General features: G+C 39.9%; 15 protein-coding genes. All 15 read right to left on the bottom strand.

All coding sequences use genetic code 11. The annotated features are described in order from the left end of the window. Positions 1-3 precede the first annotated feature (3 nt). On the bottom strand, positions 4-342 hold the full coding sequence (locus PGRAN_RS05730) for a hypothetical protein (RefSeq protein WP_036065829.1): 339 nt from the start codon (positions 340-342) through the stop codon (positions 4-6). Positions 343-364: 22 nt separating this feature from the next. Continuing rightward, entirely contained in the window at positions 365-1513 is a 1149-nt protein-coding gene (locus tag PGRAN_RS05725) for a DegT/DnrJ/EryC1/StrS family aminotransferase (protein ID WP_036065828.1), read from the bottom strand. Further along, a complete protein-coding gene (locus tag PGRAN_RS05720; protein WP_036065827.1) occupies positions 1506-2114 on the bottom strand; it encodes a sugar transferase in 609 nt (202 codons plus the stop codon). The genes PGRAN_RS05725 and PGRAN_RS05720 overlap by 8 nt, the downstream gene beginning before the upstream one ends. Continuing rightward, the gene (locus PGRAN_RS05715; RefSeq protein WP_051998438.1) at positions 2092-3255 is read right to left on the bottom strand and encodes a glycosyltransferase family 4 protein; all 1164 of its coding nucleotides are present in this window, start codon (positions 3253-3255) and stop codon (positions 2092-2094) included. Before PGRAN_RS05715 ends, PGRAN_RS05720 begins: the two co-directional genes overlap by 23 nt. 1 nt (position 3256) lies before the next feature. Then, positions 3257-4528 (bottom strand): nucleotide sugar dehydrogenase, encoded by a 1272-nt coding sequence (locus PGRAN_RS05710; RefSeq protein WP_036065826.1) that lies wholly within the window; start codon positions 4526-4528, stop codon positions 3257-3259. 2 nt (positions 4529-4530) lie between these two features. Continuing rightward, positions 4531-5718: a glycosyltransferase family 4 protein gene (locus tag PGRAN_RS05705; RefSeq protein ID WP_051998437.1), complete on the bottom strand. Its 1188-nt coding sequence runs from the start codon at positions 5716-5718 to the stop codon at positions 4531-4533. A gap of 20 nt (positions 5719-5738) precedes the next feature. Continuing rightward, positions 5739-7172 (bottom strand): polysaccharide biosynthesis protein, encoded by a 1434-nt coding sequence (locus PGRAN_RS05700; protein ID WP_051998436.1) that lies wholly within the window; start codon positions 7170-7172, stop codon positions 5739-5741. Positions 7173-7193: 21 nt separating this feature from the next. After that, on the bottom strand, positions 7194-7880 hold the full coding sequence (locus PGRAN_RS05695; protein WP_036065824.1) for a CpsD/CapB family tyrosine-protein kinase: 687 nt from the start codon (positions 7878-7880) through the stop codon (positions 7194-7196). A 13-nt stretch (positions 7881-7893) separates the two neighbouring features. Beyond that, complete coding sequence (locus tag PGRAN_RS05690) at positions 7894-8562, bottom strand: YveK family protein (RefSeq protein ID WP_036065823.1); 669 nt, start codon at positions 8560-8562, stop codon at positions 7894-7896. A gap of 2 nt (positions 8563-8564) precedes the next feature. Next, on the bottom strand, positions 8565-9062 hold the full coding sequence (locus tag PGRAN_RS05685; protein WP_036065822.1) for a DUF4352 domain-containing protein: 498 nt from the start codon (positions 9060-9062) through the stop codon (positions 8565-8567). A 359-nt stretch (positions 9063-9421) separates the two neighbouring features. Next, positions 9422-11572: a toxin Cry1Ac domain D-VI-related protein gene (locus tag PGRAN_RS05680; RefSeq protein ID WP_036065821.1), complete on the bottom strand. Its 2151-nt coding sequence runs from the start codon at positions 11570-11572 to the stop codon at positions 9422-9424. After that, positions 11520-12806 (bottom strand): toxin Cry1Ac domain D-VI-related protein, encoded by a 1287-nt coding sequence (locus PGRAN_RS05675; protein ID WP_036065820.1) that lies wholly within the window; start codon positions 12804-12806, stop codon positions 11520-11522. Before PGRAN_RS05675 ends, PGRAN_RS05680 begins: the two co-directional genes overlap by 53 nt. 177 nt (positions 12807-12983) lie before the next feature. After that, complete coding sequence (locus tag PGRAN_RS05670; protein WP_149023992.1) at positions 12984-13403, bottom strand: Crp/Fnr family transcriptional regulator; 420 nt, start codon at positions 13401-13403, stop codon at positions 12984-12986. Continuing rightward, positions 13396-13632 carry a hypothetical protein gene (locus tag PGRAN_RS05665; protein WP_036065818.1) on the bottom strand — a complete coding sequence of 79 codons (237 nt, stop codon included), beginning with the start codon at positions 13630-13632 and terminating at the stop codon, positions 13396-13398. Before PGRAN_RS05665 ends, PGRAN_RS05670 begins: the two co-directional genes overlap by 8 nt. Positions 13633-14005: 373 nt before the next feature. Further along, on the bottom strand, positions 14006-15478 hold the full coding sequence (locus PGRAN_RS05660) for an AcpB/EbpR/MafR family transcriptional regulator (protein WP_036065817.1): 1473 nt from the start codon (positions 15476-15478) through the stop codon (positions 14006-14008). Positions 15479-15612: the final 134 nt, after the last annotated feature.

Genomic DNA, 15612 nt, shown 5'->3' with positions numbered 1-15612 from the left:
CAATCAGCTCAAATAAATCGCGGTTTCCATCGAGCCTGCAAGCGGTGGTTCTGGTGATCTGCCTCCGTAATAATCATTAAATACGATAAAATAAGGTAACACGACAAACCTAGCAAATCCAATCCCCGTAAACACAATGATAAATACTTTAAATCGCTGAAATAAAATTCGCGAAAAGACGAACAAGAAGCTGACCGTAAACGTCAATGGTAATAAATAGAGTCGATCATAACCACTCCCATTGGTATTACCTGCCACATAAAAAGTGACAAAACCACCGATGGCTAACATGATAACATTGACTGCAATAACGTAGAATTGTTTAGGAATTTTTATTGGCATATTTATTCATACATCCTTCAAATTATTTGATGAGTATTTCCTTTACTGTATCGATCACGTATTCCTGTTCTTCTTGCGTCATCTGCGTACTGGATGGAAGGCATAATCCTGTTTCGTACAACTTTGTCGCCACATCTCCTGCTCCATCCGCATAAAATAGCGCATCTTGGAAAAGTGGTTGATGATGCATTGGCTTCCACAATAAGCGACTATCAATACCTCGTGCCTTCAATAATTCCATTACATCTTCTGGCGTTTTCCCAACCGTGTCTACACAAAATGTCATGGTCGAAAGCCAGCGATTTCCTTTTGCTACATCCAATTCTGGCATCATGACTACACTCGGAACATCTGCTAATCCTTTTTCATAGGTTGCAAATATCTCCTGTTTTTTAGCCACCCGATCATTCAAAACGTCCATTTGAGCGATACCAATCCCAGCAAGCACATTGCTCAAGCGATAATTATAGCCAACTTGGTGATGTAAATAATACGGCGCATCTTCTTTCGACTGACTAGCTAAAAAGCGGGCTTCTGCGATTTTCTCCGGTTGCTTAGCCACTAAAGCACCACCACCCGATGTCGTAATGATTTTATTCCCATTAAAAGAGAAAATACCAAAGTCACCAAGCGTTCCAAGCGGGGCATTTCGATATGTGCCTCCAAGTGACTCCGCCGCATCTTCTACGACTGGAACACCATACTCCTTAGCCAAAGCGATGATTTCATCCATTTTAGCGGACTGCCCGTATATATGAACAACGATGATTGCTTTTGGTAGTTGGTTCTTTTTTCGCGCGTCTTCTAGTGCTGTTTTGAGAGCAAATGGGGACATGCACCACGTCTCTTGCTCCGAATCGATAAATACTGGTTTGGCACCTAAGTACAACGCTGGGTTGATACTAGCAACAAACGTAAAGGTGGAACAAAATACTGTATCTCCGGCACCAACACCTAAGAGTTGAAGCGCTAAATGGATGGCTGCTGTTCCAGAAGAAACAACCGCTGACTCTGAAACGTGATTATAGGATGCGATGCTTGCTTCAAAGCCGTCTACATTCGAGCCCAATGGTGCAATCCAATTTTCCTGAAAAGCCTTCTGAATATATTTCTCTTCCATACCACTCATGTGAGGCACTGCTAACGGAATCATCTTTTTTGTTTTAAGCATGTTTAATCTCGTCCAACCTTTCCATTGTCACTTGCTCTGACGTATTCACATCTTCTCGACGAATCACTTTCAACATCGTTTTTTTGTAGATGAGCATATCTAGCTTAAGCGACTGATTTTCAACATAATAGAGGTCTAATTGAAACTTCTCCTGCCAGCTGATACTATTGCGTCCGTTCACTTGTGCCCAACCGCTGAGACCAGGCTTCGTATGGTGACGTTTCTTCTCTTCTTCTGAGTAAAAAGCAAGGTATTCTTTTAACAGCGGTCGTGGTCCGATAAAATTCATATCGCCCTTGATAACATTCATTAATTGTGGCAACTCATCCAAACTCAGCTTCCGTAATGCGTTACCAAATGGATGAAGTCGTTCGTTATCCGGTAATAATTGACCTTCCGCGTCCCGTTCATCAGTCATCGTTTTAAACTTATAGATCTTGAAAATCTTTTCGTGCAAACCTACGCGTTCTTGCGAAAAGATGATTTTCCTGTCTAATTTCACCCATACGAGTAAGGCGATAACTCCTAACAAGGGCGCTAGCAACAATAACATCACGACAGCTATGCACCGGTCCATATTATTTTTCCATTTCGTATACATTTCGCTTATCGACCTCCGTTTCTCTGTACACCTTATCTAACTGTTGCCAAATAATTTCAGATCTAAATTCTCTACTCACTCGCATGCTCCCGTTTTCGCTAAGTTTTTCGGCCAACTCGTTATCTTCCAGTAGCGTCATCAATGCTTTTTTCATAGCCGCTATATGACCCGCTTCAATCAGTAATCCCGTTTCATTCGGAATAATTGCATCTTTTGCCCCTGTCACATTCGTTGTAATCACAGGGACATTCGCTGCCGCCGCCTCTAAAATGACATTTCCAAAGCCCTCACGATAGGTCGGTAAAATAAACACGTCCATCAGGCGATAATAGGAAGCTGTTTTAGGGACAAAGCCGGTTTTTACGATATGTGGATGCTCCTCGATTCGCTTTTTCGTTAGCGGCGTAACCATATCACCCGCTTCAAAATCACCAACTAAGAGTAGCGTGAGATTCCCGTGTTCCTCAGAGAGTTCCGTAAAAGCGCCCACCAAATCATCGATGCCTTTATCTTTCGTCAACCGTCCTACATAACCAATGACCTTGTGTTTCTTATTAGGCATGTATTGTTTCTTCAAACGCGCCACTTCCGCCGCGTCTAACTGGAATTCCGCTAAGTCTAAGCCGTTATAGCTCCCAGATCCCAACACGCGAATTTTCTCTCGCGATGCCAGTCTTTCTTCTACTAAAACTTCCTTCAAGCTAGGGCTGACCGCGAGACATGTCGTACTCAGTTTACAAACTAATTTTTCAATGAAGTGTAATAGTTTTCGTTTTTTTCCTGTGCAAGTCTCAAATCTTAGACCAATCACCGAATAAATGCGTGTCGGTGTACGTGTGAGAAATGCTGCTATCATGCAGAGCAAACTTGCTTTTGGTGTGGATACGTTGGTGATATCTGGTCTCACTTTTAAATAGATCATGATAATTCGGAGTAAGGACAAGAGGTCAGAAAACGGTGATATCTCGCGCGTCATTCGTACGTTATGCACGGTGATATTCTCCGGTAGCATCTGATCTATCTCCCCACTTGGCGAGCAAATCAGATGAATGTCGTAACCCTGTTTGCTAAAGTATTCTAACTGTCCTCGGAGAAGTTGTAGGCTAATCGATGACGTCACGCCCATGAGTAATTTGGTCATACTATAGTCTCCAGTAGTCGATATGATTTGGTTTTTCCGCGCTATTTAACGCACCTTTCACATCCATGAAAATCCCACCTGGCGTGACTAAATCTGCTAGTCCTTCCCAACCTGTTGTCAAGAACTCTGCATGTGGTACTGCCATAATTACCGCGTGGCTTGGTTTCAACTCCGCAAATGGTACAAGTTCATCGTCAAGCTTCGTTCCTTCTGCTGCCAATACGGTATCTGAAAGTTGTACCTCGATGCCAAACTGCTTTAATTCGGCGATAATATCCATCACTTTGGAATTTCTCATATCAGGAACGTTCTCTTTAAACGTCACACCTAGAATCGTAACCACGCTATTTTTAATGGGTAAATCAGCCGCGATCATTTTTTTGATGAGACTTGAAACGATAAAATGGCTCATGCCGTCATTAATTCGGCGACCTGCTAAAATCATATGTGGATCGTAGCCAAGCATCTGCGCTTTGTGTGTTAAATAATAAGGATCCACGCTGATACAATGCCCACCAACAAGACCTGGTGCAAAGGGTAGGAAATTCCATTTCGTTTTCGCTGCAGCTAACACTTCCGATGTATCAATGTCTAACCGATCAAATATCATCGCAAATTCGTTCATAAGTGCAATATTTAAATCTCGTTGTGTATTCTCAATCACTTTCGCGGCTTCTGCTACCTTAATGCTGCTTGCTTTATAGACATCCGCCTGAATCACGGACTTATACGTCTCATAAACAATTTCTGTTACCGCTTCTGTTTGGCCAGATACAATTTTGTTAATCGAGGAAAAGGTATTTTTCTTATCACCGGGGTTAATTCGCTCTGGGGAATAGCCTACATAAAAGCCTTGACCTGCTTTTAGTTGGGAGTATTTTTCGAGGACTGGCACACATTCTTCTTCGGTCACACCTGGGTATACGGTAGATTCATACACGACAATCGTTCCCTCCGTTAAGTTCTCGCCAATAGTCTGGGAGACACTGATTAACGGCGCTAAATTCGGTTGTTTATCGTTGGTAATTGGGGTTGGTACAGCGACAATAATAAAATCGCATGCCTGTAATTTTGTTGCATCTGACGTAAAATCAATCTTTGCTTTTTCCAGGTTTTCCGTGGTTACTTCTTTTGTCGTATCAATATTATTTTGAAGTGCTTGGATGCGCTCTTCGTTAATATCGAATCCGACGACGTTTTCCTTCTGTCCGAAGGCGACTGCTACCGGCAAGCCAACATAGCCTAAACCTACGACTGCAATTTTCCTAGCCATTATTATAATTCCTCATTTCGTTTGTTGTGTATGGTGTTTTTAAAATCCTGAAAGAATCGTTGTCTGAGTTCTTGTAACCGCCCACTCTGAAAAGCCACAGCTCGTTCAAACGCCAACCTAGCATATCGTCGTCGTATTCCTTGATTGGTTGCGAGTTTGACTAATTTGTCCGCTAGCTCGGCAACATTGTTTGGCTCATGTAGTTGTTCCTTTGTGATTAGTTCTGGAATGCCTCCGACGTTTGATCCTAAGCAACTGCAACCTCGCGATAAGGCTTCGATTAAAGCTCTTCCTTGCCCTTCTGTTTTACTTGGCATCAGGAAAATATCGATATCATCCAACCACTCGTAGACGCCTTGATGAGGCAATGTGCCCGAAAAAACGACGTATTCGGCTAATCCTAGCTGCTCGATCATTTCAAGCCAGTCTTCTTTTGACCCGCGTCCTAAAATTCGAAACTCGAACGGCGGTAAGTCCGATTTAATGCTAGCAAGCGCTTGGAAGGCTGTTTCAAAACCTTTGTAAGGCGAAGATAGCGAACCATTCATGCCGATTATCAACTTTTCTGCGGGCTTCGCATTTCTTTCTTGGCGTCGTTCGATCGTCTCCTCCGCTAGCTTGGAAAGTTCTACATTGGAACAAGAGACGCTTTGACCGTTCGTCGGGTAACGTTCTTGCAAGTGTCTGTCCGTGATATAAAGTGTATGTTGAGATTTGCTAATGCTTCGCTTCATTTTCCGTTCTGCAAAAGGGGCGTATAATTTCCCTTTCCAATCGCCGTACGTCGCCATTGCGTTATAAGCATCGCCAACGACTTCAATACAGTAAGGCGTCTTCGTTTTTCGAGCTGCTTTGACTGCCATATAGCCGATTTCTGAAGGCAAGCGGGCGATGACTCCATCGGCTTTTTCAACTGCCGCGAGTACCGTTTTGTATCCGCGTGGAAATGGTGTGAAAGCTCTGATTCCATATGGATTTGGCATGCCTTCAAACGCGACATTTTCTCCACTTGAAAGATTTAAAAACGTAGTATCTAAATCCCCTAATGGCTCCATGCGCGCAATGACAGTGAGCTGATCGACATGCTTCACATAGCGCTCCCAATTGCTGTACGAGAAGGCAACTTCCGAGTATACTTGTCCATCTTCCGCTTCCAAAAATCGATTATCGTGTGCAAACAACCAGTTCAAACGATTCACCACCTAGACTTTCAAATTATTTTTTCTTGCGTTATGTGATTACTGTTCGCGAGCGCTAACATCTCTTTGCGCAGTTCCTCTTTTGTCCACTTGTCGTTGTTTTCTAAAATAGTGTGCAATGTTTCAAAACTCACAAATTTTGTCTTACCAACGTAGATTTTAGGATATATTTGTTGAGGCTCCAGTTCATTTTCTAGCAACAACTCTTCATATAGTTTTTCACCTGGACGTAAACCGGTGAATTTAATTTCAATGTCATCCAAGGAATAGCCAGATAATCGGATGATATTTTTTGCTAAATCTAGAATTTTGACTTCCTCACCCATATCTAAGACAAAGATTTCGCCACCTTGCGAGAAAACACCCGCTTGTAAAACGAGGCTCGCCGCTTCTGGGATTGTCATGAAGAATCGCGTCATATCCGGATCTGTTACCGTTACTGGACCGCCTTTAGCAATTTGCTTTTTGAACATCGGGACAACACTGCCTCGACTACCGAGTACATTTCCAAAACGAACCGCCGCGAATTTTGTATCGCTTTTCTGTGCGAATTCTTGGATAATCATTTCACACATTCGTTTGGACGCACCCATTACGCCTGTTGGGTTGACTGCCTTATCCGAGGAAATCATCACAAATGATTGTACACCGAATCGATCAGCCGCTTCACTAATGTTTCTTGTTCCAATCACGTTATTACTAATCGCTTCATGTGGATTTGTTTCCATCAAAGTCACGTGTTTATGTGCTGCTGCGTGATAGATCGCATTCGGGGCATATTCTTCCACGATTTCATGCATTTGTTGCCGATTTTTGATATCCGCGATAACCGGGATAAGCGTTGTATTCCCAGCCTTTTCACGCAACTCTTGCTCAATCAGATAAATACTATTCTCACCATGACCAAGCAATATAAGCGATTTCGGTTCATATCTCAACAGCTGGCGACACATCTCCGAACCGATGGAACCCCCAGCACCTGTGATTAATACCGATTGCTGATGCAGTTGTCGCTTAATATCCGCATCATTTAACTGAACTGGTTCACGATTTAATAAAGATTGTTCTGGAATATCTGCAAAATTGATAAGCGGCTCATTTTTTAAAAGTAAGTCCTCGATGCATGGAATTCGTCTCAACTCTATATCAGCAAGCTTACAAATCGTTTCTATTCTTGTAAAAGCGACTCGTCCCATGTTCGTAATAGCGACAATAACCAACTTTATATCATATAGCTTGATCAACCGCCCTAAGTCTGCTAAAGTCCCGATAACTGAAACACCAGACAAACTAATATCTTGTTTCTCTGGGGCATCGTCTAGAAAGCCAAGAATATTAAATGTTTCCTCTTGTTCTTTCATGATTTTCTTAGCAATAATATGACCAGTGTCGCCCGCACCTAGTATTAACGTATTTTTTACTTGTTGAAAATTAGTCTGTTCCATTTATAAACGCATCCTTATCATTTAATAGACGTAATAGTTTTTGCCTTGGCCTTGTTTTTTTACATCGTTTAGAATATATCCCATGACTTTACTATTAGATTGCTCTAGTATTTGTACACTTTTCTGAATCTCTGCTTTATAGGTCTTGTATGCTCGTACGATTAGAAAAGTTCCATCTACCTTGCTTGCCAAAATTGGACCGTCAGCAATATCAATCAGTGGAGGACTGTCAATGAAAATGAGATCGTATTTCTGTTTGCATTCTTCCAGTAGTTTCTCAAGTTTGGTCGAGGAAAGTAATTCAGCGGGATTAGGTGGAACGGGACCACTTGGCAAAAAGTCGATATTGTATTCTTCAATCGGTTGAATGGCTTCTTCCATTTTGTGTTGGTTAGCAAGTAAAGTACTCAGTCCGACGTTGTTCAACCTGCGAAATAGCTTGTCTTGCGTCGGTCGTCTCATATCTCCATCTATCAACAATACTTTCTTATTCTGTTGTCCAAAAGTCATCGCGATGTTCGATGTTATCGTTGACTTGCCTTCTCCTGGAATACTTGATGTGATAAGATACACGTTATTTTGTCCCATGGAGACGAACTCGATATTCGTTCTAATAATGCGAAACTGTTCATTGACTGATTTATTTTCTCCTAACTTAGCTAGCCTATTCAATGGTGGTTTGTTTTTTTTCCTAGATAGCGAAAGCATACATTTACTCCTATCAAAATTGATTTATATTGCCTAAATGGGTGGCTTTAATAATCGCTCGCAACTCTTTTTCATCTCTGATATGCTGTCTCATCGTTTCTTTGATCACAATAATGGAGATAGCTACGAGGAATCCGACGAGGAATCCTACGCCAATCACCAATGTTTTATTCGGCTTAACCGGTGACATATTTTCAGTTGGTTCTGTCAAAACTCGAATATTATTGGCAGACATGATTTTATCGGATTCTTTTGTTGCTGCTTTGATCAGTTGTTGATTTATTTGTTTTGCTAGTTCACGATCTGCATTTAATACGTTGACAGTAAGCACTTGAGAGTCTTTCGAGTTCTCGATTAATATTTGTTTTGAAAGTTGCTCTGTTGTTTCTGGTAAATCTAAACTTTTGATTACCGTCTCTAACACAGTCGGACTTACTAGGATGATTTTGTAGGTGTTAACGAGCTGGATGTTACTCTGGGTTTCTGATGTTGTAGTTGTGTCATTTTTGTGTTGTTCTTGCTTAATGACTAGTTGTGATTGAGATTCATAGATTGGGGTCATAAACTCTTTTGAAATAACAAATCCGCTCGCAGCACCTACGATACATAGAATAATGATGAGCCAGAACCATTTTTTTAACACATATAAAAAGTCTGCTAGTTCAATTGTTTTTTGCTCCAATGCTATTTAACCTCCACTTCCCATGAAGCTTTTTTATCTGAATCTTGGTCTTTGTAAGTGATTGTGTATGGTCCGTTGCCGTTCACTGTAAAATAACCTGAACCGCTGATTGACTTGCCTGGCTTTATTTTTTCACCTAGGTTTTCGCCTGGATAAATCGCTAATTTCTTACCTTTACTGTCTTTAATCTCCATATCAATCGTTGTAAAGCCACGTGATGCTGCTGATTTATTTTCTACCTTCATATCTATTTTCATCACACTATTTTTGACGCCTTTGTCATTTTCTAAATAGGTGGCTTTTTCAAATGTAATAATCAGCCCTAGAAAATCTACATGATCGCCTAGTTTGACTGTTTTTTGGTCTGTTGCTTTTATTGTTTCCTGTTGCACCGCTTGCTTTTGTTCTGTTTGGCTTTTTTCTGATGGTGGATTGCTACATCCTGTAAGAGCTGATGTAAGACCGATTACTGCTACGAGTCCGATTGCTATTTTTTTCATTCTATTACCTCGCTTATTTTTATATACTGGGATGAAAAAATATTTTCCCATCCCAGCTCATTTTTATTATTCTGTTGCGGCTTTCTCTGTGGAAATCCATTTTCCAGTGACATCTTCATAGTCTACTTTGACTGTATCGTCTGATCTGTTGTTCTTGTTGTTAATTCTATTAAACCATTTTTAACAATTGATTAGAAATCAGATTTGGCTTCAACATCCGCCATTCTATTTTCAAATCGGGTAAGTTGAGATTATCTCGATGAATAAGCTTGTCTGTCAGATTTTCTACACCATATATTACTTGGCTTACTTTATATGCTAGGACGGAAAACTGTTTTCACGTCCCAGCTCGTTCTTTATTATTTTGTTACGATTTTCTCTGCGGAAATCCAGTTTCCAGTGGCATCTTTATAGTCAACTTTGACTGTATCGCCTGCTTTTAGGTTTGCTTTTGTCCATGTGATGTTACCGTTTGTGGCAGTTACCATCGTTTGTGCAACGCCGTTTACCCATACTCTGACAGTTGTAACGCTTGTTGGAACTGTGCCGGTAACCACGCCTTGGCCTTCTGTAATTGTATTGATGACTGGTGCCAATGTTGCATTGCCTGTTCCTGTTGTAACTGTCACTGCTTGTGGTGCTGTATATTGGTTCGTATTTTCGTTTAATAGCTCGACGCTAACGACTGTGCCGTCTTTTTGTTTCCCAATATATTTGCTGTAATTTCCAGATGCGTCTGCCGTGATCACGCTGATTAAATTACCATTGATAGAGAATCTTAGTTTGGCATTTGCAGGGGCTGTTCCTGTCAGTGTGTCGCTGTCTGTCGTCAATGCGTTGACGGTATATGCTGTGTTTTTCGGAGCGCCTGTTACAGTTGTTGTTTTCGCAAGTTCGTATTTTCCTGTGTCCGGGTTTAATATCTCTACTGCTACTGTTGTGCCTACTATTTGAGTCCCTACATATTTGCTGTAGTTCCCGCTCGCATCTGCTGTTCCTACATTCACAGCTGTACCGTTGATTAGGAATCTTAGCTTAGCATTGGCTGGGGCTGTTCCTGATACGGTATCATTTGTGTTTGTCATGGATTGAATCGTAACGTTCACGGCTAGTACCGTTGTCGTTACTGCTGCTTTGTATTTGTTTGTTGCTGGATCAAACACTTCTACGCCAACAACGGTTCCTGTTTTTTGTTTGCCGATATACATCGAGTAATTACCGTTCGCATCTGCATTACCTACGTTCACTGCTTGACCATTGACAACATATCTCACTTTTGCATTTGGTGCTGTTTTACCAGTAATCGTGTCATCATTTTCTGTCATTTTATTAATAGTTAGATTGCTAGCTACTGGGGTTACTGTGATCGATGTTTTCGTCGTAGTATTGTACTGACCTGTACGATCTTTGTAATCTACACCGATTACATCGCCTGCTTTACGGTTTCCAATGTTAAACGAGAAGTTACCGCTCGCGTCCACTGTTACAACTGTTGCTGGTGCATTATTGATGTAAATACGAATCGTGCCTGGATTGTATTTCGAAACATCCAATTTACCGCTGAATACTGTGTCTGCTTCTGTCATTGGATTCAATTGTGGTATTGCTAGTACGCTATTATTTAGCAGTTGTTGTGCTTTGTCTACATCGGCTTGTAATGCTGCTTTTGTTGTTGGGTCTGTTACTTTGTTTACTAGTACTTGTGCTGCATCAATTGCTGCTTGGTCTGTTACTGGTTTGATCGCATTGCTTGATGGTGCGTTGTTGTTGAATAGTTCGTCTACTGCTTTTTTCGCTGCATCTTGTTTTGCTTTTTCTGCTGCTGTTGCCGCGTTTTTAGCGTCTAGTAGGTTTTGTGCTTTGTCTACATCTGCTTGCAATGCTGCTTTCACTGTTGGGTCTGTTACTTTGTTTACTAGTGCTTGTGCTGCATCAATTGCTGCTTGGTCTGTTACTGGTTTGATCGCATTGCTTGATGGTGCGTTGTTGTTGAATAGTTCGTCTACTGCTTTTTTCGCTGCGTCTTGTTTTGCTTTTTCTGCTGCTGTTGCCGCGTTTTTAGCGTCTAGTAGGTTTTGTGCTTTATCTACATCTGCTTGCAATGCTGCTTTTGTTGTTGGGTCTGTTACTTTGTTTACTAGTGCTTGTGCTGCATCAATTGCTGCTTGGTCTGTTACTGGTTTGATCGCATTGTTTGATGGTGCGTTGTTGTTGAATAGTTCGTCTACTGCTTTTTTCGCTGCATCTTGTTTTGCTTTTTCTGCTGCTGTTGCCGCGTTTTTAGCGTCTAGTAGGTTTTGTGCTTTGTCTACATCGGCTTGCAATGCTGCTTTCACTGTTGGGTCTGTTACTTTGTTTACTAGTGCTTGTGCTGCATCAATTGCTGCTTGATCTGTCAATGGTTTGATCGCATTGCTTGATGATGTATTGTTGTTGAATAGTTCGTCTACTGCTTTTTTAGCCGCATCTTGGTTTGCTTTTTTCTGTCGCTGAGGCTGCGTTTTTAGCATCTAATTGGCTTTGTGCTTTGTTCAAATCGGCTTGTAACGTTGCTTTTTTCGTTGGATCTGTTACTTTATTGATTAACGCTTGCGCTGCATCGATTTCAGCCTGTGTTAAGGTACTTTTGATATTGCCATTTGGATCTTGATTTGTAAATAAGTTGTTGACTGCTGCGCTCGCATCCGCAAATGATGTTCCTTCGTTAGATACCAGTGCTTTCTCCTTAGACTCATAAACATCTGTTACTTTAACGTCACTGTATGCGGGTTGACTAGGAGTTGTCCATCTCAGTGAGGCATAGCCTTCGCCACCCTCATTAACAAATGTTTGCTCAATTTTGATGGTCGCTCCTTTTTCCAGGTAGATATTACCTGTTTCGGCATAATTCGGATACTTCAAACTTTTAATCAATTCTTTTCCATCAATAGCAAGCGTATAGTAATCATCTCCACCGCCATTAAAACGGTAATTACCAGTTTCAGAAATATAAATATAACCTGTCTTCTTCACTGTGTAGTCAGTAGTTCCTACCCCTGGATACGGTTCCGACGAGCCATAATGCTTTGTGAAACTCTCAGGCTCAACTACTTGACCTTTAAAAACATTGGATGAAGTGCCGTCATAATATTCTGTCAAGACACCATAGTCCTTCATTTTTGCTGCGGCTTGCTCCGCTTGTTCTCTTGTTGGGAACGTACTAGCAAGCGGAATATCTTTTCTTTGCCCATCTGGATTTTCCAATATCAAGTTTGGCATTCCCCATTTTAAGGCCATAAAACCTAGACTTCCATCATTTTCCATCGTCTGTGAAATTTCAACGACATCTCCACCGTGAAAATAACCTACATTCTTGTCATCAGTCGCATTATACGCACCTGTTGCTAACTTTTGCACTCCATTGATTTTAACGGATGTTCTGTCATCTCCTTGTGTTCTGAAATTATATTGCCCAGAAACTGGAATGACAACGAAAGCTGTTTTCGTAACGGAATAATTCGTTTTTCCTACCCCTGGAAAAAGCTCGTTCGTACCGAAATCCTCACTAAATGTTTTTGCTACATATTCTGTTCCAACCAAGTTACCTTGCCATGGATTAGTTTTAATAATTTGCGTATACTCTGCTTTTACGCCATTCTGGATTGTAACTTGCGCATTTGCCGCTTGCGTCCCTGTTACATCAGCCGCTAACGTATTAAAAGGGATTGTCCCTAAGCTAGAAAACACAATTGTTCCTGCTACCATTACTTTCGATACTCTACTTATTACTTTGTTTTGCTTCTGTCATTTTTAAATCATTCTCCTTCTAAATTTATTTTCTTAACTGTATACCCTTTGAACTGACACTCCAAATGATCATTTTAAGTTTTTTGCGGGCACGGGAGAACTTATAAACCCATGTTTCTAATTTAGGTCACATTATTATTTTCTGAATATTAATATACCTTTACTATTTTTTTCTATCAATTTAATTTCTTTCAATTCTCTCAATACTCTGTTAGCGCTAACTCTACTCACGCCACAATAAGCAGCGATATAATATGCATTCAAGCCTTTTGGCAAAATAAACTTTTGCTGACTTATTTGTGTTCCTAGCTGTTCGAATAACATAAGGATTCTGTCTTGCAACTCGTACTGAAACTGCTTGGCATATAATTCAGCAAGCTCCTCATTTCGATTCAATACCTCAATAAGGACGTCTGTAAAAAATGGATGTGATGCTAGTACGTTAAAAAAAATATTTGCATCAATTTTCGTTAATACAACTCTGCTTAGCGGCTCATAACTCACCTTACTATCACTAATAAATTGATTACTCCAAATAACATCTGTTTCACTCAAGAATGCTTGACATATTTTTTTTTTCTATATTTTTATTATGAGTAAATATTTTGGCAAGATAGCCTTCCTCTATGATGTAAATATCTTGAATCCTATCTTGCATTATTCTATCCCCTTTTCGAATAACTACCGTTTCCAATAAGTTATCCTGAAAATCATTGGAGTTTATGATGCTTTGTAAAATTGTCTTATCCCGAATGAGTAGCTTGTTTATTGCTAAATAATCCATTTGTAAACCTCCATTAATATCTCCTTGCATGACTAGAATTAATACTACTATGTTTTTGTATTTTTATTAATACGTTAATCCAATCAAAACGTCTTTTTTATACGTGCTCCAAAATGATACCATGCTACCTCATGTTTTTATTTTTTTTCTATACATTTTTTTTTCCTTGCTATGACAAGGTTGGTATCCGTCACAACTCTGACATTTTTTTTATGTCTTTTTCTTGTGGTCAGTTGTTCTTGTTGTTAATTCTATTAAACCATTTTTAATAATTGATTAGAAATCAAATTTGGCTTCAACCTCCGCCATTCTATTTCCAACAAAAAAACTCCAGTATCAGCAACTTTACTGACACTAGAGCTTCCTGCTATTATTAGATAATTTCATCCATATAAAATATAATGTTACGAATTTGTTCCCAATCATTCTCTGTTGGAACCCGCTCGGCCTTATATACTTCGCAGTCCAATACCACATTATCATCTTTGTAGTTGCACACAACAACATCCACCTGACGTTCTTTTATAAGCTCATTCGTAGCGTGCTCATTCGTCAAAAGTGTGATTCGGACATTTTTAATATTGAATTTCTCTATCAAAGTCGCCAAATAGTTCAAATAGGCGTTAGGACCATCGAATGTAAATAAAATGTGCCGCTCACGTTCTTTGAAGTGCTTATTATAAGCCATACAATGTGTAAAGATCGTCAAATTCACCGCTACATCCTCTATATACTCTATGTTAGCAATTTGCTTAATTGGGTCATTTTGCAATAGATCTACCCAATTGTAAAACAACGCCTTATGTCCACCTTTTATAAGTTGGTTGACCTCATAAACATTTTTTTGAAATAAAGGTGTTAGCTTAGATAATATAATTTGATTACGAAAATAGGCAATGAAAACCCTTAAATCAGACGCTTCTATCGCATCAATACCTAACACTTGAAATGCCTTCGCTAGAAAATCATCGACTGCATCCATTTCTGCTTTAGAATGAAAACCACTTATAACTCTATCCCCTAAATACACAAAAATATCTAGCGTCAACAAATCCATGTACACCATCTCATCTTCAGGCACACTATCTACCACAAAAATCGGGAGTAGTGATTCTACTACCTGAGCTAATACCTGATATGTCTCCATTTGTTTTTGCATTTTTTTTAGTTCTGGATTTATTTTGATAAAGTGACCTTGTTTAATGCGAGTATTTACTACCATAATCCAATACAGCCCTCTTCTGTGTTGTGAAAAATTACTGGTTTTCCTGATTTCATCATATTCAGCCAATAATTTTAGGTGAAACTCATACTCCGCTTCTGTTGGATGGCTTATCGTCGAAATATCATTCATATTGTAGAAAAAGTTAAAAAAGAAATGTCGAATATTCACTTCCTCACCAAGTATTGCTATCGGTGTTAACGATAATTCAAGCTTAAATTCCTTTAATATGTTTTTCAGGTATGTTAAATATCTGTGTAGCGTAGATGTCGATATAAACAATTCATCTGCCCACTCATCGATACTTTTGGACTCTCCCTGAAAAACACCATTCACAATAAGAAGCAATGGTGATTCCTCAGAAATTCTTACTATCAGATCATCGACGTAATGCGTGTGATTAATAGAATAGCCATACACCGTATTTAGTTCTAATACTTCTTGTTCTGGAAACGAGTGCTCGATATCCTTTATATCTCTAGATAATGTTCTTTTGGAAATATCCAAATCCTCTGCAATCTCATCCACTGTCATAGGGAATTTAGCATCGTAAATCTTCTGGACTACCCTGATTTGTCGCCTAACCTTTTTTTCTGCGATCAACTGTAAAAAGAAATGATTCATACACAACACCCCCATAAAATAAGTACAACAGTTTATATGTTCTTGCATCTCATTATACTCAGCCATTGTCAAAAAGCAATTCACAACTCTTTTTCTGTGGAACAAAATAGGACGCGAACTGATCTATACAACCA

This window comes from Listeria grandensis FSL F6-0971, from assembly GCF_000525835.1.
In the GTDB taxonomy this organism is placed as follows: Bacteria; Bacillota; Bacilli; order Lactobacillales; family Listeriaceae; genus Listeria_A; species Listeria_A grandensis.
This window is presented reverse-complemented; position numbering and strand designations above follow the sequence as displayed.